The 23,502-nt window shown below is 72.8% G+C and carries 24 protein-coding genes; 11 read left to right on the forward strand and 13 right to left on the reverse strand.

What is annotated here, in order from left to right; genetic code table 11:
• Nucleotides 1-26: 26 nt before the first annotated feature.
• Nucleotides 27-863 (reverse strand): enoyl-CoA hydratase/isomerase family protein, encoded by an 837-nt coding sequence (locus GTY47_RS14880; protein WP_010033415.1) that lies wholly within the window; start codon nucleotides 861-863, stop codon nucleotides 27-29.
• A gap of 120 nt (nucleotides 864-983) precedes the next feature.
• On the opposite strand from GTY47_RS14880, the gene GTY47_RS14885 reads away from it, so the two are divergent.
• Nucleotides 984-2,201, forward strand: a complete 1,218-nt coding sequence (locus GTY47_RS14885) for an acyl-CoA dehydrogenase family protein (RefSeq protein WP_010033417.1) — start codon at nucleotides 984-986, stop codon at nucleotides 2,199-2,201.
• Nucleotides 2,202-2,273: 72 nt separating this feature from the next.
• Here GTY47_RS14885 and GTY47_RS14890 read toward each other — a convergent pair whose 3' ends face one another.
• The gene (locus GTY47_RS14890; protein ID WP_010033419.1) at nucleotides 2,274-3,047 is read right to left on the reverse strand and encodes an NPP1 family protein; all 774 of its coding nucleotides are present in this window, start codon (nucleotides 3,045-3,047) and stop codon (nucleotides 2,274-2,276) included.
• Between the two features lie 139 nt (nucleotides 3,048-3,186).
• Nucleotides 3,187-4,167, reverse strand: a complete 981-nt coding sequence (locus tag GTY47_RS14895; protein WP_029180726.1) for an RNA ligase family protein — start codon at nucleotides 4,165-4,167, stop codon at nucleotides 3,187-3,189.
• A 173-nt stretch (nucleotides 4,168-4,340) separates the two neighbouring features.
• On the opposite strand from GTY47_RS14895, the gene GTY47_RS14900 reads away from it, so the two are divergent.
• Nucleotides 4,341-4,856 (forward strand): MarR family transcriptional regulator, encoded by a 516-nt coding sequence (locus GTY47_RS14900; protein ID WP_010033421.1) that lies wholly within the window; start codon nucleotides 4,341-4,343, stop codon nucleotides 4,854-4,856.
• A gap of 8 nt (nucleotides 4,857-4,864) precedes the next feature.
• On the opposite strand, the gene GTY47_RS14905 is transcribed toward GTY47_RS14900, so the two are convergent.
• Complete coding sequence (locus GTY47_RS14905; RefSeq protein WP_050810157.1) at nucleotides 4,865-6,022, reverse strand: MFS transporter; 1,158 nt, start codon at nucleotides 6,020-6,022, stop codon at nucleotides 4,865-4,867.
• Between the two features lie 90 nt (nucleotides 6,023-6,112).
• Between GTY47_RS14905 and GTY47_RS14910 the strand changes: the two genes are divergently transcribed.
• From GTY47_RS14910 to GTY47_RS14925, 4 genes are all read left to right on the forward strand, one after another.
• Nucleotides 6,113-6,859 carry a helix-turn-helix transcriptional regulator gene (locus tag GTY47_RS14910; protein WP_010033424.1) on the forward strand — a complete coding sequence of 249 codons (747 nt, stop codon included), beginning with the start codon at nucleotides 6,113-6,115 and terminating at the stop codon, nucleotides 6,857-6,859.
• A 77-nt stretch (nucleotides 6,860-6,936) separates the two neighbouring features.
• The gene (locus GTY47_RS14915; protein ID WP_010033427.1) at nucleotides 6,937-7,317 is read left to right on the forward strand and encodes a membrane protein; all 381 of its coding nucleotides are present in this window, start codon (nucleotides 6,937-6,939) and stop codon (nucleotides 7,315-7,317) included.
• Nucleotides 7,314-7,781, forward strand: coding sequence for a peroxiredoxin (locus GTY47_RS14920; RefSeq protein WP_010033429.1), 468 nt, complete (start codon nucleotides 7,314-7,316; stop codon nucleotides 7,779-7,781). The genes GTY47_RS14915 and GTY47_RS14920 overlap by 4 nt, the downstream gene beginning before the upstream one ends.
• 61 nt (nucleotides 7,782-7,842) lie before the next feature.
• Complete coding sequence (locus GTY47_RS14925; RefSeq protein WP_010033430.1) at nucleotides 7,843-10,185, forward strand: SpoIIE family protein phosphatase; 2,343 nt, start codon at nucleotides 7,843-7,845, stop codon at nucleotides 10,183-10,185.
• Nucleotides 10,186-10,194: 9 nt separating this feature from the next.
• Here GTY47_RS14925 and ligD read toward each other — a convergent pair whose 3' ends face one another.
• Genes ligD through GTY47_RS14940 form a run of 3 tightly spaced genes read right to left on the reverse strand, consistent with a single transcriptional unit; the run spans nucleotide 10,195 to nucleotide 12,716 of the window.
• The gene (ligD, locus tag GTY47_RS14930) at nucleotides 10,195-11,226 is read right to left on the reverse strand and encodes a non-homologous end-joining DNA ligase (RefSeq protein WP_010033431.1); all 1,032 of its coding nucleotides are present in this window, start codon (nucleotides 11,224-11,226) and stop codon (nucleotides 10,195-10,197) included.
• 6 nt (nucleotides 11,227-11,232) lie between these two features.
• Complete coding sequence (locus GTY47_RS14935; RefSeq protein WP_010033434.1) at nucleotides 11,233-11,847, reverse strand: DNA polymerase ligase N-terminal domain-containing protein; 615 nt, start codon at nucleotides 11,845-11,847, stop codon at nucleotides 11,233-11,235.
• A 38-nt stretch (nucleotides 11,848-11,885) separates the two neighbouring features.
• Nucleotides 11,886-12,716, reverse strand: coding sequence for an aldo/keto reductase (locus tag GTY47_RS14940; RefSeq protein ID WP_010033436.1), 831 nt, complete (start codon nucleotides 12,714-12,716; stop codon nucleotides 11,886-11,888).
• A 110-nt stretch (nucleotides 12,717-12,826) separates the two neighbouring features.
• On the opposite strand from GTY47_RS14940, the gene GTY47_RS14945 reads away from it, so the two are divergent.
• Nucleotides 12,827-13,891 carry a LacI family DNA-binding transcriptional regulator gene (locus tag GTY47_RS14945; protein ID WP_010033439.1) on the forward strand — a complete coding sequence of 355 codons (1,065 nt, stop codon included), beginning with the start codon at nucleotides 12,827-12,829 and terminating at the stop codon, nucleotides 13,889-13,891.
• Here GTY47_RS14945 and GTY47_RS14950 read toward each other — a convergent pair.
• The 4 genes from GTY47_RS14950 to GTY47_RS14965 are packed head-to-tail and all read right to left on the reverse strand — an operon-like array spanning nucleotide 13,854 to nucleotide 18,479.
• The gene (locus GTY47_RS14950) at nucleotides 13,854-15,248 is read right to left on the reverse strand and encodes a glycoside hydrolase family 32 protein (RefSeq protein ID WP_010033441.1); all 1,395 of its coding nucleotides are present in this window, start codon (nucleotides 15,246-15,248) and stop codon (nucleotides 13,854-13,856) included. The two genes, GTY47_RS14945 and GTY47_RS14950, sit on opposite strands and share 38 nt — an antisense overlap.
• Complete coding sequence (locus GTY47_RS14955; RefSeq protein ID WP_029180727.1) at nucleotides 15,245-16,099, reverse strand: carbohydrate ABC transporter permease; 855 nt, start codon at nucleotides 16,097-16,099, stop codon at nucleotides 15,245-15,247. The genes GTY47_RS14950 and GTY47_RS14955 overlap by 4 nt, the downstream gene beginning before the upstream one ends.
• A 17-nt stretch (nucleotides 16,100-16,116) precedes the next feature.
• The gene (locus tag GTY47_RS14960) at nucleotides 16,117-17,073 is read right to left on the reverse strand and encodes a sugar ABC transporter permease (protein WP_010033445.1); all 957 of its coding nucleotides are present in this window, start codon (nucleotides 17,071-17,073) and stop codon (nucleotides 16,117-16,119) included.
• A complete protein-coding gene (locus tag GTY47_RS14965) occupies nucleotides 17,070-18,479 on the reverse strand; it encodes an extracellular solute-binding protein (protein WP_010033447.1) in 1,410 nt (469 codons plus the stop codon). Before GTY47_RS14965 ends, GTY47_RS14960 begins: the two co-directional genes overlap by 4 nt.
• Nucleotides 18,480-18,663: 184 nt before the next feature.
• On the opposite strand from GTY47_RS14965, the gene GTY47_RS14970 reads away from it, so the two are divergent.
• Both GTY47_RS14970 and GTY47_RS14975 read left to right on the forward strand, forming a co-directional pair.
• Nucleotides 18,664-19,638, forward strand: a complete 975-nt coding sequence (locus tag GTY47_RS14970) for a TauD/TfdA family dioxygenase (protein WP_029180728.1) — start codon at nucleotides 18,664-18,666, stop codon at nucleotides 19,636-19,638.
• Nucleotides 19,639-19,721: 83 nt separating this feature from the next.
• Nucleotides 19,722-20,294, forward strand: coding sequence for a dihydrofolate reductase family protein (locus GTY47_RS14975; protein WP_010033452.1), 573 nt, complete (start codon nucleotides 19,722-19,724; stop codon nucleotides 20,292-20,294).
• 112 nt (nucleotides 20,295-20,406) lie between these two features.
• Here GTY47_RS14975 and GTY47_RS14980 read toward each other — a convergent pair whose 3' ends face one another.
• Nucleotides 20,407-20,871: a cupredoxin domain-containing protein gene (locus tag GTY47_RS14980; RefSeq protein ID WP_010033456.1), complete on the reverse strand. Its 465-nt coding sequence runs from the start codon at nucleotides 20,869-20,871 to the stop codon at nucleotides 20,407-20,409.
• A gap of 155 nt (nucleotides 20,872-21,026) precedes the next feature.
• Here GTY47_RS14980 and GTY47_RS14985 point away from each other — a divergent pair, with 155 nt between their 5' ends.
• Nucleotides 21,027-21,608 (forward strand): sigma-70 family RNA polymerase sigma factor, encoded by a 582-nt coding sequence (locus GTY47_RS14985; protein WP_029180729.1) that lies wholly within the window; start codon nucleotides 21,027-21,029, stop codon nucleotides 21,606-21,608.
• Nucleotides 21,601-22,371 carry a hypothetical protein gene (locus tag GTY47_RS14990; RefSeq protein ID WP_010033460.1) on the forward strand — a complete coding sequence of 257 codons (771 nt, stop codon included), beginning with the start codon at nucleotides 21,601-21,603 and terminating at the stop codon, nucleotides 22,369-22,371. The genes GTY47_RS14985 and GTY47_RS14990 overlap by 8 nt, the downstream gene beginning before the upstream one ends.
• A 53-nt stretch (nucleotides 22,372-22,424) precedes the next feature.
• Here the strand turns inward: GTY47_RS14990 and GTY47_RS14995 are convergent, their stop codons facing one another.
• Complete coding sequence (locus GTY47_RS14995; RefSeq protein ID WP_010033466.1) at nucleotides 22,425-23,462, reverse strand: LLM class flavin-dependent oxidoreductase; 1,038 nt, start codon at nucleotides 23,460-23,462, stop codon at nucleotides 22,425-22,427.
• Between the last annotated feature and the right edge of the window lie 40 nt (nucleotides 23,463-23,502).

The following is a 23,502-nucleotide window of genomic DNA, read 5'->3' on the forward strand; positions in this document are numbered from 1 at the left end:
CGGGGAGCCTGTTAGTGAAGAGGGACTCAAGAAACACTTTCCGCTGTGCCGGCCTCGGCCCGGCCGTCGCCCGCCGTCCGGCTGCCCCGCGCGGCGAGGAACGACGCCATGCGGTCCCGCGCCTCCCGGCCGTCCGCCAGGTCGGCGATCAGTCGAGCCTCTTCGGCGAGGTGGCGGCACAGTTCCTCACCGGTGCCGGCGCGCAGCAGGCCCTTCGCGGCGCGCAGTGCGTCACCGGCCCCGGCGGCCAGAACGGCCGCGGTCCGGTGGGCCGCGTCGTCCAGTTCCCCGTCCTCCACCGAGCGGGAGACCAGGCCCCAACGTTCGGCGTCGTCGCCGGTCAGGACCCGGTTGGTGAGGATCAGATCCGCTGCCCGGCGAGGGCCCACCAGGCGTGGCAGGAACCACGAGGCCCCGCAGTCCGGCGTGAGCCCGATCGCCGTGTACGCCAGCCGGAACCGCGCGGACCGCGCCGCCAGGACGATGTCGCCCACCAGTGCCAGGCCGATCCCGCCACCGGCGGCCGCGCCGCGCACGGCGGTCACCACCGGCACCGGCAGCTCGTACAGGGCCTGTACCGCCGCGTGCGCGGCGCTCGCCACGGCATGGACATAGGCGCCGGTCCCGGTGCCGCGACCGGCGAACGCGCGCAGGTCACCGCCCACGCAGAAGTTGCCGCCCGCCGCTCGCAGCAGCACTGCGCCGCCGGGGTCCGCGGCCACCTCGCGCGCCGTGTCCCGCAGCGCCTCGGCCGTCCTCAGGTCCAGGGCGTTGCCCCGTCCCGGATCGTCCAGCGTCAGCTCGACGACCCGGTCGGGGTGGCGGACGATCCGGACCGGCCCGGTGCTCACGGCAAGGCTCATGGGCGTTTCTCCTGTCGTCTTCCCGTCGCCGGGTGCTTCCCGGCAAGATACTGAAGACGCTATACAGTTTCTAGGACGCGACGGGAGCCGATGCCCGTACGCCCGTCCGCGGGAGGTCCCGTGCCCATCCAGTTCGATGTCGATCCGAGCGTCGCTGAACTTGCCGCCGATACCGCCGAGTTCGTCCGCGAGGTGGTCATTCCGGCCGAGCGCGCGTGCGGCGGGTCCGTGCACGACGCTCCCGAGGACCTGCGGGAAACCCTGCAGAAGGCCGCCCGTGACGCGGGGGTGTTCACTCCGCACGTGCCGGCGCGCTGGGGCGGACACGGGCTCGACCTGCGCGGACAGGCGGTGGTGTTCGAAGCGGCGGGCTACTCCCTGCTCGGACCGCTGGCGCTGAACTGCGCCGCCCCGGACGAGGGCAACATGCACCTGCTGGAGAAGGTGGCCACCGAGGAACAGAAGCAGAGGTACCTGCGGCCGCTCGCGGCCGGTGAGTCACGATCCTGCTTCGCCATGACCGAACCGGCTCCGGGGGCGGGTGCCGACCCCCGCTTGCTGCGCACCACCGCGACCCGCGTCCCCGGCGGCTGGCGCATCGACGGGCGCAAGTGGTTCATCACCGGTGCCGAGGGGGCCGGCTTCGCCATCGTCATGGCCCGCACCTCCGGCAGTCCCGGCGACCCGGGCGGCGCCACCATGTTCCTGGTCGACGCCGGCACTCCGGGCATGCGCCTCGTCCGGACCATCGAGACGCTGGACGAGTCGCTCTTCGCCGGGCACAGCGAGATCGTCTTCGAGGGGTGCGTCGTGGGGGAGGAGCACGTGCTCGGCGCGGTGGACCACGGCTTCGACGGCGCCCAGGTCCGGCTCGGTCCCGCCCGGATGACGCACTGCATGCGCTGGCTGGGAGCTGCACGCCGGGCCCAGGACGTGGCGCTGGAGCGGGCGGGGAGCCGGGTGGCGTTCGGCTCGGCGCTGGGCGACCTCGGCATGGTCCAGCAGATGCTGGCCGACTCCGAGATCGACATCGAGGCGAGCCGCGCCCTGATCCTGCGCACCGCCTGGGAGTTGGACACCGGCTCCGCCGCCGCCTCGCAGCTGACCTCGGTGTCCAAGACCTTCGTGGCGGAGGCGGTGAACCGTGTGGTCGACCGGGCGGTGCAGATCTGCGGAGCGCTCGGTGTCTCGGCCGTCGACGCCCCGCTGGCCCGCCTGTTCAGGGAGGTGCGGCCGTTCCGCATCTATGACGGCCCGTCGGAGACACACCGTTTCGCCATAGCGCGCCGCGCGGTGCGGCCCTACCGGCAGGCGCGCACGGGTGCCGTCGACAGCTGATGACGGCCTCGAGGCGAGGAGTCGTTCGGCCCGGCCGGGGACATGGGGCCTCCGGCCGGACCATGGGTGGGATCAGGCGTAGGGGTCGAACGCGATGCCCGAGGGCTTGGCCGACGCGAGGTGGTTCGCGAAGTTGGCGTCCTTCAGGCCGAAGTTGGCGCTGCCGAAGTTGTAGGACGTCAGCTTGTCGCGCACCCCGGCGGGGTAGCCGTTCCAGCCGACCAGCGGCGGGTACTGCCAGGTGCCCTTGTGGTTCTCGGGCGGCTCGTCGTTCGAGTTCGCGAGGCGGAAGCAGTGGGTGCTCGCCCCGTCCTTGTGGTAGACGATCTTCGGGTGGGTGCCGTCGAAGCGGACCTGCGACGCCGCGTGCACGCTGAACGAACCGTGCGCGGACGTCGAGACGTACTTGACCTGGTTGTCCTGCACGAACACCGCGACGTGCTCGAAGTCGTGCCGGTGGCCGCCGATGCCGCTGCCGGCCACCGCCTGGTCCTTCTCGAAGTAGAGGGCGTAGAGGATGGCGCACCAGCCGTTGTTGCACTTGGAGCGCGAGTAGCCGTTGGTGTTGTCCAGGTCCGAGGCGTCGCGGCAGTCGCCGTTGAGGGCGCCGGTCGGGTTGAGTCCGCCGTTGACGGTGCCGTCCGTGCCGATGGCGGGCGTGGAGTAGCAGCCGTCGGTGTCGTAGTCGTAGGCGGGCTGGAACGTCTGGTCGAGGGACTCGGCGTTGGCGGGCAGCGCCCGTGGCGGTGCGGCGAAGGCCGTGGCGGGGAAGGCGAGGACGAGGGCGGCGGCACCGGCCAGTCCGGTGAGCCATCTCCTGCGGGGGGCGAACGGGCGTGACGACACTGCGTCCTCCTCTTGGGCGCAGCCCAACGGCTGTGGGGGAAAGGGAGGTTCAGCTTCCAGGCTGAACGCGTCCATGCCAAGAGGGGGGAGTGATCTCAGAAGTGAATCGCATCCCAACAACCGGAGTCCGTACGCCGTTTCAGACGATGTCGTCCGGGATGTCGGCCGCCGCCTCCTCGGGCGCGAGATCCGGCCGGAGCCGCAGCCAGGACGGCTGCCGCAGCAGGCCCTCCCGGGTGCGGGTGCTGTAGCGGACCTCGCCGACCAGCCGGGGGACCACCCAGTGCGCGCCCGGTGCGCGTGGGGCGGGGTCGAAGGGGCAGACATCGGTCGCGGCGGCCCGCAACAGCCCGGCGAGTTCCGTCCGTTCCGCCTCGCTCCAGCCGGTGCCCACACTTCCGACGTAGCGCAGCCGCCCCGCGGCACGCTGCCCGACCAGCACCGCGCCGGGCAGGCCCGTGAGCCGCCCCTTGCCGGGCTGCCAACCGCCGACCAGGACGTCCTCGGTGCGCATGTTGCGGATCTTGATCCAGGCCCGGGAACGCACCCCCGGTTCGTACACCGAGTCAAGCCGTTTGCAGACCAGACCCTCCATTCCGTGCTCGCGAGTGGCGGCCAGGGCCTCGGCGCCGTGGCCGACGATCGCGGCCGGGGTCGACCAGGAGGGGCCGGCGAGGCCGAGGTTTTCCAGTGCCGCGCGGCGCCGTGCGTAGGGCAGCCGGATCAGCGAGTGGTCCTCCAGATGCATCAGGTCGAACAGCACGAGATGGACCGGCACCTCCGCCGCCCGCCGGGCCGCCCTCGCGGGCGCGTGCGCCAGGCCCATGCGGGACTGGAGCAACTGGAAGCTCGCCCGGCCCTGTGCGTCCAGGGCCAGGATCTCGCCGTCCAGGACGGCCGGCGTGGGGCCGAAGGCGGGGCCCAGCGGCCCCAGTTCGGGATACGCGGCCGTGATGTCCTCCCCGGAGCGGGCGCGCAGCAGCACGCTGCCGTCCCCGGGGAGATAGACCACCACGCGCTGGCCGTCCTGCTTGGTCTCATAGGCCCAGCGCGCGTCCTGCGCGGCGGGCGGCAGGGTGCCGGGCGTGGCGAGCATGGGCGGGATCAGCGGCAGGTCCACGGGTGAGTTGTGGACGTCTCCGTGCCCGGTCACGCTCGTTTTCCGGGTCTTTCCCCTGAACGGCGTCCGCCCGTCGGCCCTCCTGCCGACCGTGTGCGGCTCCCTGCCCGGCCTGCTGCCCGCGCACCTCGTGAATTACTTGAGTTAGGCAACGAGATGGTAACGTGGCGCACATGTCCCCACCACCGCTCCCCGGCGTCCCCTCCCCGGAAGTGATCGAGATCGAGCGTGCGCTCACCCGTATCACCTACCTGAGTACGCGCGCCCGCCAGCACGACCGGCTGATGGCGCTGGCGGGCGTGCCGCTCGACCGGGCCGCCGTCGCGCTGCTGCGGCAGGTCGCCGACTCCGAGCCGCTGCGGCCGGGGGAGCTCGCCGCCCGGCTGGGAGTGGAGGCCTCGCACGTCACGCGCACGGTGCAGCAGTTGCAGAAGTCCGGCTACGTCACCCGCGTCCCCGACCCCGACGACCGCCGCGCCCAGCGCATCGAGCTCACCGACGCCGGCCGGCAGGCCGTCGCCAAGGTCCGCGAGGCCGGGGTCCGCGGCATGCAGATGGCCCTCTCCGACTGGTCCCCCGAGGAGCTGCGGCAGCTCGCCACCCTCTTCCACCGCATGGTCGACGACTTCCTCGCCCACGCCGTCGACGAGGAGCCCGAGCCCCGGCCCGCCCCGTCGAGCCAGGCCTGATACCCCGGTCACCGTGCGGCCGGGTCACGCGGATCCGCCCCCTCGGTGGCCGCGGGACCGGGCGGTGCGGGCTCGCGCAGCCGGCACAGAAGCAGCCGGCCCACCGCGGGCAGGGCGACGAGCGGCAGCAGGGCGGTCCGCAGGGACGTCGCGTCGGCCAGTGCCCCGAGCAGGGGAGCGGCGAGGCCGCCGACGCTCACCGTCAGCCCGAGCGTGACCCCGCTCGCGGTGCCCACCCGCCGGGGCAGACAGTCCTGGCCCAGGGTGATGTGCAGCGAGAACGGCACGTACAGGCCCGCCGACGCCAACGCGACGAACACGTACACCGGCGGCCCCGGCACCAGGACCAGACCGGCCACGGCCAGGACCGTCAGGGCGTACGACCGGCGCACCACCGCCAGCCGCCCGTACCGCTCGGCCAGCCGCCCCCCGGCCAGCGTGCCCACCGCGCCCCCGGCGTAGAGGACGAACAGCGCCGCCGTACCGGCCACCTCCCCGCCCCCGGTCCGCTCCCGCACGTACAGCGAGACGAACGCGCTCAGACCGACGAACACGACCGAGCGGCAGACCACGGCCCCGGACAGCCGCAGAAAGGCCGGCCAGTCGTCCCGGCCCGCGGTGACCGGCGCGCCCGCCTCCGCCGCGCCGGACGAGGCCGCGCGCACCGCCGACGCGCACAGTGCCGCTCCCGCCACCGCCGGGACGGCCAGCAGGGGAGTGGCGCGCAGCCCGCCGGTCGCCATCACGGCGAAGACCAGCAGCGGTGCCAGGGCGAAACCGGCGTTGCCGCCGAAGGAGAACCAGCTCATCGCGGTGTGCCGGCCGTACGCGACGGCCCGCGCCACCCGGGCGGCCTCCGGATGGTAGGCGGCCACCCCCACCCCCGACACGGCGACGACCGCCAGGGTCGACGCGTAGGAGCCGGTCACCCCGCTCAGGGCGACGCCCGCCCCGGCCGTCAGCGCGCTGAGCGGCAGCAGCCACGGCAGCGCCCACCGGTCGGTGAGCACCCCGAACAGCGGCTGCACCAGCGACGAGAGCAGGGAGGCGGCCAGCACGACGCCGGAGGCGGCGGCGTACGAGTAGGTGCGCTCGGCGACGAAGTACGGCACCAGAGCGGCCACGGCGCCCTGGTACACGTCCACGCAGGCGTGTCCCAGGGACATCAGGGCGACGGGCCGGTTGCGGCGGGAAGCGGTCACCCGGAGATCGTCACCGCCCGGGCGCCTGGCCCGCTTCCGATAATCTGCCGGATCGTGTCGAACATCCGCCACACCCCGACGGCCCCGACCCGCGCCCAGCGGCTGACCGCGGGCGACCGCATCGACGCGCACCGGCACGACGACCACCAGATCGTCTACGCGGGCTCCGGCGTCGTGGCCGTCACCACCGACGCCGGCACCTGGTTCGCGCCCGGCACCCGCGCCCTCTGGGTCCCGGCCGGCACCGTGCACGCCCACCGCGCCCACGGCCGGCTCGACCTGCACCTGGTCGGCCTGCCCGCCCACGACAACCCGCTGGGCCTGGACCACCCGGCCGTCCTCGCCGTCACCCCGCTGCTGCGCGAGCTGATCCTCGCCTACACCCGCGACCCCGGCGACGACAGTCCCGAGCGGCACCGGCTGCGTGCCGTCCTCCGCGACCAGCTGCGCCTCTCGCCGCAGCAGCCGCTGCGCCTGCCCACGCCCGCCGACCCGCGCCTGGCCGCCGTCTGCGCCCTCGTGCACGCCGATCCCGCCGACGCGCGCACCCTCGCCGCCCTCGGCGCCGCGACCGGGGCGGGCGAGCGCACCCTCAGCCGGCTCTTCCGCAGCGAGTTCGGCATGACGTTCCCGCAGTGGCGCACCCAGTCACGGCTCTACCACGCCCTGCGGATGCTGGCCGACGGCCTGCCCGTCACGACCGTCGCCCACCGCTGCGGCTGGTCTTCCGCCAGCGCCTTCATCGACGTCTTCCGCCGCTCTTTCGGCTACACCCCGGGCGCGCACAACCGCCGCGCCTGACCCGTCGGAACCCCCGCGCCACAGCCACCCCTTTACCGTCCAGTAATATCGCGCGGCAGGCCATCAGAGGAGGAACCGTGCCCCGGTCCGAACGCTCGCCCCTGCTGCTCGCCGGCCTGCTGGCCGCCGCGGGGGTCGCCCACTTCGCCGCCCCACGCCCGTTCGACGCGACCATCTTGGGCGGCCTGCCGGGCACGCCCAGGACCTGGACCTACGCCAGCGGAGCCGCCGAGCTCGCGCTGGCCGCGGGCCTGGCGCTGCCGCGTACCCGCAAGGCCGCCGCGCTGGCCACCGCGGCCTTCTTCGTCGGGGTGTTCCCCGCCAACGTGAAGATGGCGGCCGACTGGCGCCACCGCCCCGCGCCGCAGAAGGCCGCGGCCTTCGGGCGGCTGCCTCTGCAGGTGCCCCTCGTGCTCTGGGCCCGCGGCGTCGCACGGAACGCGGAGGGCCGGTCGTGACCGCGCGCCTGGAGGCGGGGGACAAGGTCGAGGACTTCGCCCTGCCCGACGAGACCGGCACCGTCCGCAGCCTGTCCGGACTGCTCGCCGAGGGACCGGTCGTGCTCTTCTTCTACCCGGCCGCCCTGACCCCCGGCTGCACCGCACAGGCCTGCCACTTCCGCGATCTCGCCGCCGAGTTCGCCGCCGTCGGCGCACGCCCCGTCGGCATCAGCGGGGACACCGTCGAGCGCCAGCAGGAGTTCGCCAGACAGCACGCCCTCGGCATGCCCCTGCTGTCCGACGCCGACGGCACCGTCCGCGAGCGGTTCGGCGTGAAGCGGGGCTTCTCCCTGGCACCGACCAAACGCACCACCTTCGTCATAGCGCGCGACCACACCGTCCTCGACGTCGTACGCAGCGAACTGCGCATGAACGCGCACGCCGACCGGGCGCTCACCGCCCTGCGCGCTCACCGGAGCTGACACCGTCACGAATGCTCCGTCGCGGTTGATACAGGGCGGCAAAGGGATAATCCTGGATGATATGGAGGACGCCTCCGCTGCTGCGATCATCGACGCCCGCGGCACCGTGACGGGGTGGAGCGAGGGTGCCCGGCGGCTGACCGGCTACCCGGCCGAGGAGGCCGTGGGACGGCCCGTACGGGAACTGCTCGCCGAGGACGTGCCGCCCGAGGCGGTGTCCGCACGGTCGGGCACCGTCATGGTGCGGCACCGCGACGGCTATCTGGTCGGGCTGCGCGTCACAGCCTGCGTCGTCACCGGCCGGGACGGGGCACCGGACGGCTGCGTCATCACCGCCGAGCCCCCCGGCAGCGCCGAGACCTCCCTGGCCGGAAAGGCCTTCCAGCAGGCGTCCATGTCGATGTCCGTGTTCGACACCGACCAGCGCTATCTGCGGCTCAACTACGCCGCCTGCCAGGTGATGGGCGTGTCCGAGGAGACCCTGCTGGGGCGGCACTTCCCGGAGACCGTCGAGGAGGCCGAGCACAGCCGGGGCTTCAACTGGCACCTCCGCCACGTCGTCGAGACCGGCCGCCCGCTCCGCTACGAGAGCTACACGGGCGCCCCGGCCCTGAACCGGGAGCACGCCTGGGTCACCGAGATGTGGCCGCTCCGCGACCGTTCCGGCGAGCTCCTGGGCACCGCCCTCGCCGCGTTCGACAGCACCGAGCAGTACTGGGCGCGGCAGCGGCTGGCCCTGCTCAACGAGGCCGCGGCGGCCATCGGCACCACCCTGGACGTGGTGCGCACGGCCGAGGAGCTGATCGAGGTCGTGGTGCCCCGGTTCGCCGACTTCGCGAGCGTGGACCTGTTCGACTGGGTCCTCGGCGCGGAAGAGTCGCCGACCGTGCCCCACGACGAGATCGTGCTGCGCCGCGTCGCCCACGGCTCCGTCACCGAGGGCACCCCGGAAGCCGCCGTCCACCTGGGAGAAGTGGACGCCTACCCCGCGTTCTCCCCCATCGCGCGGGCGATGCGGGAGGGCCGGGCGATCGTCAGCCAGGCGGGGGAGCCGTCCTTCATGCGCTGGGTCGCGGAGCGCAACACACGCGCCCCGCAAGGCAGCCCCTACCGCCAGGGCGTCCACTCGATGATGGCCGTGCCGCTCCGGGCCCGCGGCATCACCCTCGGCGTCGCGGTCGCCGTGCGCATCCGGCAGGTGGACGACTACGTCCCCGACGACGCCGTGTTCGCCGAGGAACTCGGCAGCCGCGCCGCGGTCTGCGTCGACAACGCCCGCCGCTTCGCCCGCGAACGCACCACCGCGCTGGCCCTCCAGCACAGCCTGCTGCCGAAGGGACTGCCGGGCCAGGCCGCCGTCCAGGTCGCCCACCGCTATCTGCCCTCCGGCTCGGCAGCGGGCATCGGCGGTGACTGGTTCGACGTGATCCCCCTGTCCGGCAGCCGGGTCGCGCTCGTCGTCGGTGACGTCGTGGGCCACGGCATCCCCTCCTCGGCGACCATGGGCCGCCTGGTCACGGCCGTACGGACCCTCGCCGACGTGGACCTGCCACCGGACGAACTCCTCACCCACCTCGACGACCTGGTCACCCATCTCGCGTCGGACGACGAGGGCGACGAGGTCGCCGAACTCGGTGCGACCTGCCTGTACGCCGTCTACGACCCCGTCACGCGCCGGCTGAACCTGGCCGCCGCGGGGCATCCCGCCCCCGCCCTGGTACTGCCCGACGGATCCGCGCGGCTGATCCCCATGAGCGCGGGGCCCCCACTGGGCGTCGGGGGGCTGCCGTTCGAGGCGACGGAGCTCCAGCTGCCCGAGGGCTCCGTCGTCGCCCTCTACACCGACGGCCTCGTCGAGGACCGCGACCGCGACGTCGACCACGCCACCGACGAGCTGTGCCGCGCCCTGACGGTGCCCGCCGACTCGCTGGACGCGCTGTGCGACACGGTGCTGAAGGCCGTACTGCCGGAGGAGCCCGGCGACGACGTGGCCCTGCTGCTGGCCCGTACCCGGGCGCTGGGCGCGGACCAGGTCGCCACCTGGGACGTGACGCCCGACCCCGCGCAGGTGGGCGCCACCCGCCAGGCCGCCACCGAGCGGCTCACCGAGTGGGGGCTGGACGAGACGGCCTTCGTCACCGAACTCGTCGTCAGCGAACTGGTCACCAACGCCATCCGGTACGGCGCCCCGCCCATCCAGCTCCGTCTCATCCGCGACCAGACCCTCATATGTGAGGTCTCCGACGGCAGTTCGACCTCCCCGCACCTGCGGCGGGCCCACCAGGACGACGAGGGCGGCCGCGGACTGCTGCTGGTCGCCCAGCTCACCCAGCGCTGGGGCAGCCGGCAGACCACCCGGGGCAAGACGATCTGGTGCGAACAGTCGCTCACCCCGCTGTTCTGACCGGACCGCTCACCCGGCGGCGTGCCCCGGCGGGCGTTCCCGCACCACGTCCCGCGGCTTCTTGTCGTCCCGCAGCCCCAGGTAGCGCGGGTGGCGCAGCATGCCGTCCCGGGTCCACTCGGCGAACGCGATCTGGGCCACCAGCTCCGGCCGCACCCAGCGCGCGCCCGCCTCCCGCACCGGCCCGTCGAACGGAGAACCGGACTCGCGCAGCCCGTCGAGCCGCTCGCGCAGGTCCAGCAGCGTGCGCCGGCCGAAACCCGTGCCGACCTTGCCCGCGTACCGCAGCCGCCCGCCCTCGTAGTGGCCGAGGAGCAGCGCGCCGAGCCCGACCCGGCTCCCGGCCGGCTCGGTGAACCCGCCGACGACGAACTCCTGCCCCTGGGAGCACTTCAGCTTCAGCCAGTCGCCGGACCGGCGCGGCTCGTAGACGCCGTCGGCGCGCTTGGCGATCAGGCCCTCCCAGCCCCGGGCGCAGACGTCCGCCAGCAGCTCGGCGCCGCCCGCGTTGCGGTGCGGCGTCAGCCGGAGCGGGGAGCGGTACGCGAGCGCCCGGCGCAACAGCGACTTGCGGATCCGCAGCGGCAGCTCCCTGGTGTCGGCCCCGTCCAGCCGGAGCAGGTCGAACACGTAGTACGTCACGGCCACGCCGCTCGCCGCCACGTCCTGACGCCGGGTCAGGCCCATGCGCTGCTGGAGCCGCGCGAAGTCCGTGCGCCCGCCCGAGAACGCGACGATCTCCCCGTCGAGGACGAAGTCGGCGCCCGACTGGGCCGCCAGGGCGTCCACGATCTCCGGATAGGTGTCGTTCAGCCGGCGACCCGACCGGGACAGCAGCGTCACCCGCTCGCCCTCCCGGACCGCCAGCACGCGGACGCCGTCCAGCTTCCGCTCGAACACCCACTCCTCGTCCGCCTCCGTGAAGTCCCGCCGGTCGCTCAGTGTGGCGAGCATCGGGCGCGCCGCCAGTTCCGCCCCCGGGCGGGCCGCCCCGAGCAGCCGCCGCTGTCCGTCGGACAGGGTGTCGAGGAGACCGGCCATCGCCGGTCACTCCCCGGCCGCGTCCGAGGCGACCTGGGCGAGGGTGCGCCCGGACACGGCCGAACGCGCCCGGCGCGGATCGGGGGCCCCGTGCGCACGGGCCCGGCCCCCGGCCCGCCTCACCAGCAGCCAGGCCTCCTCGCCGGCACCGCTGCCGTCGCCGCGGAACCGGGTCAGGGCGTACTCGCCGCGCAGTTTCGCCCCGCTCAGCCGGAACGTGGCGTGCCCCCGCTCCAGGGACTCGGCGAAGTCGACCGGCCGCCCCTTGCGGTCGTGGCTCAGCGGCTCGTACGTGCCGTGGTCCCAGACGATCACCGTGCCGCCGCCGTACTCGCCGCGGGGGATCACGCCCTCGAACTCCTCGTACTCCAGCGGATGGTCCTCCGTGGGCACGGCCAGCCGTTTGTCCTTCGGGTCCGCCGAGGGGCCCTTGGGGATCGACCAGGACTTCAGGACGTCGTCCACCTGCAACCGGAAGTCGAAGTGCATCGTGCTCGCGTCGTGGATCTGCACCACGAACCGGGGCCGGTCCCCGGCGGACCCCCCGCTGCCCCGGGGCTCGCCGGTCCGGTCGAAGTCGCGCTTGCCGCGGTAGTCCCGCAGCCGGTCCCGCTCAGCCACCTGCGGCTCCTTCCTGCCTCGCGCGCCCCGGGTACCCGTCAGAACTCCTCGTGCACCTCGGGGTCCCCGCCGACCCGCCGGTGCGCGCGGTCCGCGACGGCGGTCATCTCGTCCTCGCTCAGCTCGAAGCCGAAGACGTCGAGGTTCTCGCGCTGCCGCTCCGGGTTCGCCGACTTCGGGACGGGCACCGCGCCCAGCTGCGTGTGCCAGCGCAGCACGACCTGCCCGGCCGTCACCCCGTGCGCCTCGGCGATCCGCGCCACGGCGGGGTCCCGGAGCAGGGGCGTGCCCCGGCCCAGCGGACTCCAGCTCTCGGTCAGGACGCCCTTGCCCGCGTGGAAGGCGCGCAGCTCGTCCTGCGGCAGGAAGGGGTGCAGCTCGATCTGGTTGACGGAGGGCAGCACGCCGGTCTCCTCCTCCAGCCGCTCGATGTGCCCGGGCGTGAAGTTCGAGACGCCGATCGACCGGACGAGCCCCTCCTCGCGCAGCTTGATCATGGCCTTCCAGGAGTCGACGTACCGGTCCACGCGCGGCAGCGGCCAGTGGATCAGGTACAGGTCCACGTACTCCAGGCCCAGACGGGCCCGGGACGCCTCGAAGGAGGCGAGCGTCTCCTCGTAGCCGTGGTGCCGGCCCGGGAGCTTCGTCGTCACGACGATCTCCTCGCGCGGCACCACGCCGGAGGCCACGGCCCGGCCGACCCCCGTCTCGTTGCGGTAGTTCGTCGCCGTGTCGATCAGGCGGTAGCCCGCCTCCAGGGCCGAGAGGACCGCCTGCTGCGCCTCGTCGTCGCCGAGCGGCCAGGTGCCGAGGCCGAGGGCGGGGAGCGTCGTGCCGTCGTTGAGCGTGTGCGTCGGGATGCTGATCACGGTCGGACCTTCCCGTTGCCTGTGTCGTCTGACTGTGTCGTCCCTCCAGCGTCACGGATAGGGTGAGCGGTGATCAACCGGACGGGTGGGGAATGAGGACGGCGGACGGCATGGGCAGCGCCGAGGAGAAGCCGGCGGCACGACCGGGGCGTCCCACCTCGCGGGACGTCGCCCGGCTCGCCGGCGTGTCGCACACCGCGGTGTCCTTCGTGTTCAACGGCCGCGCCGAGGGCAATCTCTCGCCCGCCACCCAGGAGCGCATCCGGCAGGCCGCGGTCCAGCTCGGCTACCGGCCCGATCCCGTCGCCCGCGGCCTGCGCCGCAGCCGTACGGCCGTGATCGGCCTGGTCACCGACGAGATCGCCTCCTCCCCGTTCGCGGGGCGGCTGCTGCGCGGCGCCATGGAAACCGCCTGGGCCGGCGAGCACCTGATCCTCACCGTCGACTCCGGCGGCGACCCGGCCAAGGAGGACGCGGCGGTCGCCGAGCTCCTCGACCGGCGCGTCGACGGCATCATCTACGCCGCCATGTCCCTGCGCCGCGTCCGGGTCCCCGAGGGACTGCACCGCACCCACTCCGTGCTGGCCAACTGCCTGCCCGAGGACGACTCGCTGCCCGCCGTCGTCCCCGCCGAGCGCGCCGGCGGCCGTACCGCGGCCCGGCTGCTGCTGGAGCAGGGGCACCGGCGGGTCGCACTCGTCGGCGGGCAGGACGACATCGCTTCCGTGGAGCGGCTGCGGGGCTTCCGCGACGCGCTGCGCGCCGAGGGCATCACCGTCCCCAGGGACTGGGTCGTACGGACCGGAGGCGAGATCTCCGGCGGCTACGAGGGAGCCGTCCGCCTCTTCGACGGCACCCCGGCCGACCGCCGGCCCACCGGGATCTTCGCCTACAACGACCGGGTCGCGGCGGGCGTCCTGCACGCCGCGACCCGGCTCGGCATCTCCGTACCCGGCGAACTGTCGGTGGTGGGCTACGACGACCAGGAGCACATGGCCGCGTATCTCGCGCCGCCCCTCACCACGGTCGCGCTGCCCCACCGGGCGATGGGCGAGGCCGCCGCCCGGCTCCTCCTCGACGCCATCGCCACCGGCCGGACCCCGCCCGCCACCGTGCGGCGCCTGGCCTGCCCGGTGATCAGCCGCGCGTCGGTGGGACCAGCTCCCATCCGGTGACGGCCGTTCCGGACGGCACCCTCAACTCCCGTACGTCATCGGGCCGGTGGTAGACGCGCTCGGTGACCACGGCCCGGTCACCGACGAACAGCTCGTACAGCGAGCCGTCGGCGAGGACCCGCACCGTGAGCTCCTCCCGCGGCGGCACGCGCACGACGACCGGCGCCGCCTCGGCCTCCCCGCGCGGCCAGTCGCCCCGGTCGAGTGTCACGGTGCCCCGAGCCGGGTCCAGCCCGACCGTCAGCTCGGCGCCCGAGGACGACCGCAGGAGACTCACCGTGGCGTGACCGCGGGCGCTGACCGTCAGGTCGTAGGCCGCCGGCAGCGCGGACCGGCCCGGGGCGACGACGAACGGCTCGGCCGCGTGCAGGCGGTGCAACTCCGGTGCCGGGGTCACCCGCAGCGCCCCGTCCGGATGGACGTCGACGACCCGGGGTGCGGTCAGGACGCCGGCCCAGTCGGCCTCGCCCGGCTCGCGGGCCTCCCACGACCAGCCCCACAGCAGGGCCCGGTCCGGCTCCTGGAGCACGGCGGGCGCGTAGAAGTCGCGGCCGTGGTCGAGCAGGCCGCCCGCCCGGGCCGAGAAGCGCAGGTCCGTCGGAGCGCGCCCGGTGTCCAGACGTCCCGTGAGATAGCCGGTGGTCCACGGGTGGCCGTCCCAGAGGGACACGACCAGCACCCACTCGCCGCCCCGTGTCGCGTACAGCTGCGGGCACTCCCAGCCTGTCGCCCGGTCGCCGAACGCCGCCGCGGCGGCCGGGTCCCGGCCGTCCAGGAGCACACCGGCGAAGCGCCAGTCGGTCAGGTCGTCGCAGTCGTACAGCAGGACCGACGGCGTGCCGTCGGCGTGGCCGGCGCCGACCAGTGCCCAGCGCCGTCCGTCGTGCCGGAAGACGAACGGGTCGCGGAACATCACCACGTCCAGGCCCTCGGGCGGGCCCGTGACCACCGGCGTGGGCAGGGGAGTCCAGCCGGTCAGCGCGGGGTCGTCCGGATCCGCCGCCCGGGCCAGGCAGATGGTGCCGAGTCCGCTGTGGTCACGGTCGACCCCGGTGTAGACGGCCGTCGGCACGCCCCCGTCGTCGACCACGCACCCCGACCAGCAGCCCGCCTCGTCCGGGCCGCCCGGAGTCGGCGTGAGGGCGATCGGGTGGTGCTCCCAGCGGGCGAGGTCGGGGCTGGAGACATGGCCCCAGTGGACGTTCGCGTGGACCGGGGCGTCGGGGTTGTGCTGGTAGAAGAGGTGGTAGCGGCCGCGCCAGTGGAAGGGACCGTTGGGGTCGTTCATCCAGTTGGCGGGCGGGCGGACCCTGAAGCGCGGGGCGTGCGGGTCCTGCGGTGGAGCGGCGAGGCTCAACGGTTGACTCCTGCGGACGTGATGCCCTCACGCAGAGGGCGCTGGCCGACGACGAACACGGCGACGGCGGGGATCATGGAGAGCACGACACCGGCGAGCACCACGGAGATGGAACCGGTGCCGAGGTTGCCCTGGAGGGACACCAGCCCCAGCGGCAACGTGTAGTTCTGCCCCGACGTTTCGAGGATCAGCGGCCGGAAGAACTCGTTCCAGTGGTAGTTGAAGGCCAGGACGCCGACGATCGCGAGGCCCGGCGCGGCCAGCGGGGCGTACACCGACCGGAACGTCCGCCAGGGCCCGGCACCGTCCAGCATCGCCGCCTCGCCCAGGTCCTTGGGCATGCCCAGGAAGTACTGCCGCATCAGGAACGTGCCGAACGCCGTCGGGAAGGCCGGGATGATCAGTCCGAGCAGGGTGTCGGTCAGGCTCATCGACTTCAGGACCAGGAACACCGGCACGATCGTGACCTGCAACGGCACCATCATCGTCGCCAGGACCAGACCGAACAGCGGCTTCTTGAAGCGGAACTCCAGGCGGGCGAAGGCGTATCCGGCCAGCCCGGCCGTGATCATCTGGCCGACCGCGATCAGCCCTGTGACCAGCGTGGAGTTCAACGCCAGCAGCCAGACGTCGATCTGGTCGAACACCCCGCGGTACGCCTCGGTGGAGGGGTGCGCCGGGATGAGCTGCGGCGGCAGGTTGAACGCCTCGGCGGGCGTGCGCAGCGAGGTCGACACGGTCCACACGACCGGGCCGAGGGTCAGCAGGGCGCACACGGTCAGCCCGGCGATCCGGGCCCAGGGCGCCAGCCCGTGCCGCACGCGGCTGTAGGACAGGGTTGCTTGGCTCATGGGAAGACTCACCCGGCTCACTGGTAGTGGACGAAACGCCGGCTGAGCCGGAACTGGAGGGCTGTGACCGCCATGATCAGCACGAACAGCAGCACACCCACCGCGGACGCCTCACCGAAGCGGAGCTGCTCGAAGGCGGTCTCGTAGATCACCATCACGACCGTGCGGGTCGAGTCGCCGGGACCGCCGCTGGTCAGGACGTACGGCTGCTCGAAGACCTGGAGCGCGTTGATGATGCCGACCACCGAGGCGACCAGCAGCGTCGGCGACAGCAGCGGCAACGTGACGGTGAGGTGCTTGCGCAGGCCGGTCGCACCGTCCAGTGCGGCGGCCTCGTGGATCTCCTTCGGGATGTTGTTCAGACCGCCGACGAACAGCAGGAACGAGAAGCCGAACTGCTGCCAGACGTAGACCAGGACCACGGTCGCCATCGCCGCGTTCTCCGACGTCAGCCACGGCACCGGCGCGATCCCGACGAAGCCGAGCAGCCAGTTGACCACCCCGAAGTCCTGGTTGAACAGGTACTTCATCACCACCGAGATCGAGGCGGCGGACAGCACCAGCGGGAAGAAGAACGCCGAGCGGAACACCGACCGCAGCCACACGGGCATCCGCCCGTTCACGGTCAGGGCGAGCGCCAGGGCGACCAGCAGTTGCAGCGCCACCGCGAGGACCATGAAGACGAGGGTGTTGCGGAAGGACACCAGCACGGTCTCGTCGCCGAACACCGCCCCGTAGTTGGCGGCACCGGCGAAGCGCGGCGAGTCGATCACGTTCCAGTGGAAGAGGCTCAGCACCACCGAGCCGACGATCGGGACGACCGTGAAGACCACGATGCCGACGATCGTCGGGGCCAGGAACAGCGTGGCCAGCAGCCGGGTGCCGCGGTCCCGGGCCGAGGGACGCGGTGCGTCCTCGGCGGGCCGGGCCTCGGGCCGTTCGGCTCGCGCGGGCGGTATCTGGGTGTTCGTCATGCGTCACGCTCCATGGCCTTCTCCAGGTCGCCCTGCAACCGGCGCAGCGCGGGACGCACCGAGCGCGGGGAGGCCAGGGCCGTACCGGTGTGTTTGAGCAGCAGCTGCTCGACCTCGGCGACCTGCGGCGGCGCCGGGATCGGTCCGGTGTCGGGGAACCGGTCGAGGGTGTCGTAGAAGACCGGCCAGTGCGCCGGGCCGGTCTTCTCGTAGCGGCCGGCGGTCAGCATCGAGCGGCGGGCCGGGGTCGTCTGGTTCGTCGTGAACAGCCGCGTCAGGGTGTCCCTGCGGGCCGCGTACTTGATGAACTCCCAGGCCTCCTCCTGCTTCTGCGAGGTGCGCAGCAGCGCGTAGCCCGCCGCGCCGTACTGCATGCGCTGGGCGCGCCAGCGCGGGAAGTACTGCACGTCGAACCCGTCCCGGTCCATCCCCGCCAGGTGCAGGCCACCCGCCCAGAAGCCGCCCGCCGGGGTGACACCGACCCGGCCGGTGGAGAACACGCCGATGAGGTTCTGGCCGTTGCCGCCCTCCGGGCGGGTGCACAGGCCGTCCCGGACGAGGGAGGCGAGATAGTCGTAGACCTCCTCCACCCGGTCGTGCGTGGCCTGCGGCGTCGTCCACCGGAAGCCGCCCCCGCGGCCTCTGCGCTGCTCGGCCGGGTAGAAGGAGTCCCACAGCCACTCGCCGCCGGGCGCCTTGGACTCCGCGAGCAGATTGGTGCCGTTCGCGAACAGCCAGGGCACCACGCCGCCCCACAGCCGGTTGGTCCAGAAGTAGGGCGTGAAGCGGGAGCCGCTGGCCTGCTTCATGTCGCGCAGCAGCGCCGTGAAGTCGTCGCGGGTCCAGTCGGCCGGCGGGTACTGTGCCCCGGCCCTGCGCAGCACCTGGCGGTTGAGGTACATGTCGGCGGCGTTGAACTCCACGGGCAGCTGGAAGAGGCTGCCCTCGTACATCATCGACTCCACCAGCGAGGGGTGGACGTCGGCGAAGTACTCCTTCAGCTCGGCCGCGTCCCGCTTCACCCACCTGTCCAGGGCCACGCCGAGCCGCTGCGCGAACAGCTGCACGCCCTCGGTGGCCACGTACACCAGGTCGGGGGCGGTGCCGGCGGCCACCTGCGTGAGGATCTTCGCGAAGAAGTCCGACCAGTCCACGGCCTGCACGGCGTTGATCTGGAGCTTGATGTCGGGGTGCAGCTCGCGGAAGCCCTCGCGGAGCGTGCGGATGGCCTCCGGCCCGTAGGCGGGGCCCAGAGTGGCGACGACGAGGGAGCCGTCGTCACGGCCGGGGATGTCGGCTCCGGTGAGCCGGTCCCAGCTCGCGGCGGTGCCGGTCAGGGCGGCGGCCCCCGCGCCGTAGGCGCCGTACCGCAACAAGGCGCGGCGGGTGAGGTGCGAGTCGGTCATCGTGAGGCCTAACTCGTGTTAGTCGAGGAATGATGCCCCAGATGATGTGAGCGCCGCGGAAGTGTGTCAAGACGCTCGGCAGATTGACCTTTAACGGGTTAGGTCCTGCGGTGTCGCCCCGGGCCGGGATCGCTGCCACGATCTTCCGGTAGGCACGACCACGCCCATGACCAGCGGAGTGCGCATGACGACGGACAGTTCGATGACGGACGAGGCGGTGCGGGACGCCGGGGTGGAGGTGAAGCCGGTCGCCGGGCACATCGGTGCCGAGATCAGCGGGGTCGACCTGGCCGCGGACCTGGACGACACCGTGGTCGCCGCGATCAGGGCGGCGGTGCTGCGGTGGAAGGTGGTGTTCTTCCGGGGGCAGCGGCTGGACCACGCCGGGCACGTGGCGTTCGCGCGGCGGTTCGGTGAGACGGTGGTGCTGCCGCGGCGCGGCAAGGCCTCGCCCCCGGACTTCCCCGAGATCGAGACGACCGCCGACCGGCTGGAGCTGGGCGGACGGTTCGGCATGGAGCACGACGAGTGGCTGCGGCGCCGCCGCCACTCGCTGCTGCGCGGCTGGCACTGCGACCACGGCGCCCGCGTCGACCCGCCCGCCGCGACGATCCTGCGGGCCGAGACCGTGCCGCCCTACGGCGGCGACACGACCTGGTCGAACCTCGCGGCGGCGTACGCCGGACTCTCCGCGCCGCTGCGGCAGTTCGTCGACGGGCTGCGGGCCGAGCACCGGCTCGGCGTCGGCTACCAGCCCCGGCCCGGCGACGACGCCTACGTCCGCCACCTGCTGGACCGCCAGGTCGCCTCGCTGCACACCCTGGTGCGCGTCCACCCGGAGACGGGCGAACGGATCCTCTACGTCAACGGCTACTACGTCGAGCAGATCGCCGGCCTCTCCCGGTCCGAGAGCGCCGCGATCCTTCAGATGCTGCTGGAACAGGCGGTCCGGCCCGAGTACACGGTCCGCTTCCGCTGGGAGCCGGGCAGCGTGGCGTTCTGGGACAACCGCGCCACGATGCACCTGGCTCCCGGCGACACCGCACACCTCGACCACCCGCGGATCATGCACCGGGTGATGCTCGCCGGGGACGTGCCCGTCGGGGTGGACGGCAGGGCGTCGGAGGCGATCACCGGGACCGCACCCGGCCGCTGGTGACCCCTGGGGCGATCCCTGAGTCGCGATGAGTTTTGCGGTGTCCCGCGGTCGTACTGTCGAACCCCTTACCGAGGAGGACGCCGATGCGCAGCGTGACCTATTCGATGAACGTCTCACTGGACGGCTACATCGTCGGGCCGGACGGCGACTTCGCCTGGACGGCGCCCGACCCGGACGTCTTCCGCTTCTGGATCGACGAGATCCGAGACGTCGGCGTCCACCTGCTGGGACGACGGCTGTACGAAACGATGCTGTACTGGGAGACCGCCGACCAGAATCCGTCGCTCGACGACGCAGAACTCGAATGGGTCGCGCTCTGGAATCCACTGCCGAAGGTGGTGTTCTCCACCACGCTGTCGGAGGTTCAGGGCCATGCCCGCCTGGCCTCCGGCGGCGTGGCCGAGGAGATCGAGCGGTTGCGAGCCGAGCCGGCGGAGGGCGACATCGCGATCGGCGGCGCGACTCTCGCCGCCGAGGCGGCCGCGTCGGGTCTGATCGACGAGTACCGGACCGTGGTCTACCCGGTGCTGGTCGGCGGTGGCATTCCGTTCTTTCCCCGGAGCGAGCGCCGGGTGGATCTCGAACTCGTCGAGACCCGCACCTTCGGCTCGGGAGTCGTCTACCTCCGCCACCGCGTGGCGCGCCAGGTGCATTGACCCGCTGCGTCGTCGACGCGGGTGACGGGCGGCCGGCCGCCGAGTGCGGTGCCATAGGTGGCCACGGCCGTTCCCTCCGGCCGGCCGGAGGGCGGTGAGCGCGACGGCGCGCTCAGTAGCCATCGCCGTTGGTCGTCTCGGTGCCGCTGCCGCCCACGGTGACCTCGGTCTTCATGCCCATGTCCTTGTGGCCGTCGACAGGACAGTAGACCTCGTACGTGCCGTCCTTCAGCGAGACGCTGAGATGCGCCGACTCCCCGGGTGCCAGCGTCCGCGTCTTCTGTTCCGTTCCGGAGCCCTCGATCTCCATGGCGTGGTCGTGACGGCCGTCGTTCTTGACGACGAAGGTGTAGGCACCTGCCTTCAACGTCTTCTCGGACAGCTCCATCTTGAAGTCGACCAGCTTCACGTCCACCCGGGTGGTTCCCGGCTTGCCACTCTGGTCCGGGGCTGACGATGACGAGTCACCCCCGTCGCCGTATCCGCCTCCGCACGCCACGAGGATGCCCGCCAGCGCTCCGGCGGCCAACCCGGCCCCGACGTTCCCGCGCACGAACGTCATGAGCATCGTCGCCATGTCTCGGCCCTCCATGGGAAAACGTTCCTGACCAGAGGTACGGACGGACCGCGCCAGGGGATTTCCGGCAAGCGGGAGCAAGCGGGAGAATGGGGGCCGTGATCCCGAGTGGAACCGGGGGAATCCGTTCGGCGAGGTTCGCCGTATCCACTGGTATGCGGCGATGGGCCCCACCACTCGGACGGCTCTCGGACGAGGCGCTGCTGGCGGGAATGGCGACCGGCGCCCCGGAGACCGCCCTCGCGTTCGTCCGCCGGTTCCAGCGGATGGTCTTCGGTATCGCCATCGCTGTCGTCGACGACGCCCAGCTCGCCGAGGACATCGCCCAGCAGACCTTCGAAAGGGCTTGGCGTCATGCGCAGGTCTACGACTCCCGGCGCGGATCGGTGAAGACCTGGCTGGGGACCATCACGCACAACCTTGCGATCGACGCCGTCCGCGCGCGCAAGGCGACCCCGGTCTCCCCCGAGGACCTCGACGCTCTGCTCGGCGTCATGACCCGGACGCCCGAACAGTGGGCACTGGCCGACGAGGCGGCATCCCGGATACGGGCCGCGGTGGCGGACCTACCGCGCCAGCAGGCGCGTGCCGTGGTCATGGCCGGGGTCTACGGGATGACCGCACGGCAGATCGCCGAGCTCGAAGGGATCCCCCTGGGCACGGCGAAGACGCGGATCAGGACGGCGATGGGGAAACTGCGGAAGGCTCTGGGACCCCAGCGAGCCGATCATGACTGACAGGGACTGCGAGTGGCTGAGGGCCGTCGCCGACGAGCTGGCGCTGGGTGTCCTCCCCGGTCAGGAGCGCGCCGAGGCCATCGCCCACCTTGACCGCTGCCCTACCTGCCGGGAGCACGTCGAGCAGCTGACGTTCGTCGGCGACGGACTGCTCTCTCTCCTCCCGGGCAGCGAGCCGCCCGCCGGCTTCGAGACACGGGTGACGGACCGGCTGGGCCTGAAGCGGCCGCCACGACGGCGGCGGCCACGGGCCGGCGTCGCGGTCGCGGCCGCCGCCGCGATCGCCCTCGGGTTCGGCTTCGGTGGCTGGGCCGTCGGTACGGCCGTCGAGGGTGCGTCGGCTCCCGCCGCACGGAGCTCGGAGTCCTCCGACTCGGAGCACGGCCTGATCGCAGCGTCTCTGCTGGCCCCCGATCACCGCCCGGTGGGCCGGATCTTCACCTACACCGGAAATCCGGGCTGGGTCTACATGGCGGTCCACCTCGGCCGGGACGGGTCCGGATCCGACGTCCCGACCGAAGACGAATCCATGGCCGCGGGGTCGAGCGACGTATATCCGGAGGCCGGAAGGATCAGCTGCCGACTCGAGCGTACGGACGGCACGTCGGTCCACATCGGGGAGTTCTCCCTCGACGACGCCGGCCAGGGGTACTGGGGAGCCCCCACGCGTGTCGACCCGGACACGGTGTCCGGTGCCCGGCTGCTGGCCGCGGACGGCTCCGTCCTGGCCACGGCCCACTTCGACGCACGGCGGAACCAGTGACCGCGAGCAGCCGCCCCACTCCCATCACCCGCGTGAACAACGCCCCCGGGGCACTACACCTGGGGGGCGCCCGGTCGCCGGCCCAGTGCCGGGCCCAGCTTCGTCGCCATGTCCGTGAGGATCTGGACGTAGTCCTCGTGCTCGAAGGTGAACGGCAGCGCGAACGCGACCTCGTCCACCTCCCGGAACGCCGCGTGCGCGTGCAGCCGTTCGGCGATCTCCTCCGACGTCCCCACCAGGTCCGGCGCGAACAGCAGCCGCGCCGGGCCCTGCGGTGCGGCCGTACGGGGAGTGCGCTCGGCGGCGTACTTCTCGTAGCGGGCGCGCTGGCCCGGCGTGGCGGAGTCCGTGGGGATGACGACGAGGCCCTGCGAGACGCGGGCGGCCTCGCCGTCGGGGTGGGCGGCGCGGAACGCCCGGATGTGGGAGAGCTGGATCCGCGCGAAGTCATGCGGCCCGTCGGGATCTTCGGCCTTCACGACGCTGCTGGTGAGGAGGTTCATCCCGTGCTCGCCCGCCCACCGGGCCGACCGCAGGCTGCCGCCGCCGTACCACAGGCGGCGGCCCAGGCCGGGGGAGTGGGGCTGCACCCGGTCGGAGAAGGTCTCGAACCCTTCCGTCCCGCTGAAGTCCGTCGCCGGCTTGCCCCGCACGAAGTCCAGCAGCCGCTCCACCCGCCCGTAGCCGAAGTCCTCGGCGTCGGAGGTGTCGGGGTAGAGCGCGCCCTTGACCTGGTCGAAGTGCATCGGCGGGCCCACGCTGACGCCCGGGTTGAGCCGGCCCCCGGACAGCAGGTCGACGGTGGCCAGGTCCTCGGCGAGGCGCAGCGGGTTCTCCCAGCCGAGGGGGATGACCGCCGTGCCGAGTTCGATGCGGCGGGTGCGCTGCGAGGCCGCGGACAGGACGGCGACGGGGGAGGAGATGCCGTACTGGAGGTGGCGGTGGCGCACCCACGCGCTGTCGAAGCCGAGCCGCTCGCCCAGCTCGATGATCTCCAGCGTGGACTCGTGGCCGCGCCGCGGATCCGCCTCGTCGAACAGCCCGATGGTCAGGAAGCCCAGCTTGCGCAGCGGTCGTGGGGTCGGGGGCACGGGACCTCCATCATTTGAACGTTCAATGGTCTACGGCTGT

Source organism: Streptomyces sp. SID5464 (genome assembly GCF_009862985.1).
Taxonomy (GTDB): domain Bacteria; phylum Actinomycetota; class Actinomycetes; order Streptomycetales; family Streptomycetaceae; genus Streptomyces; species Streptomyces chartreusis_D.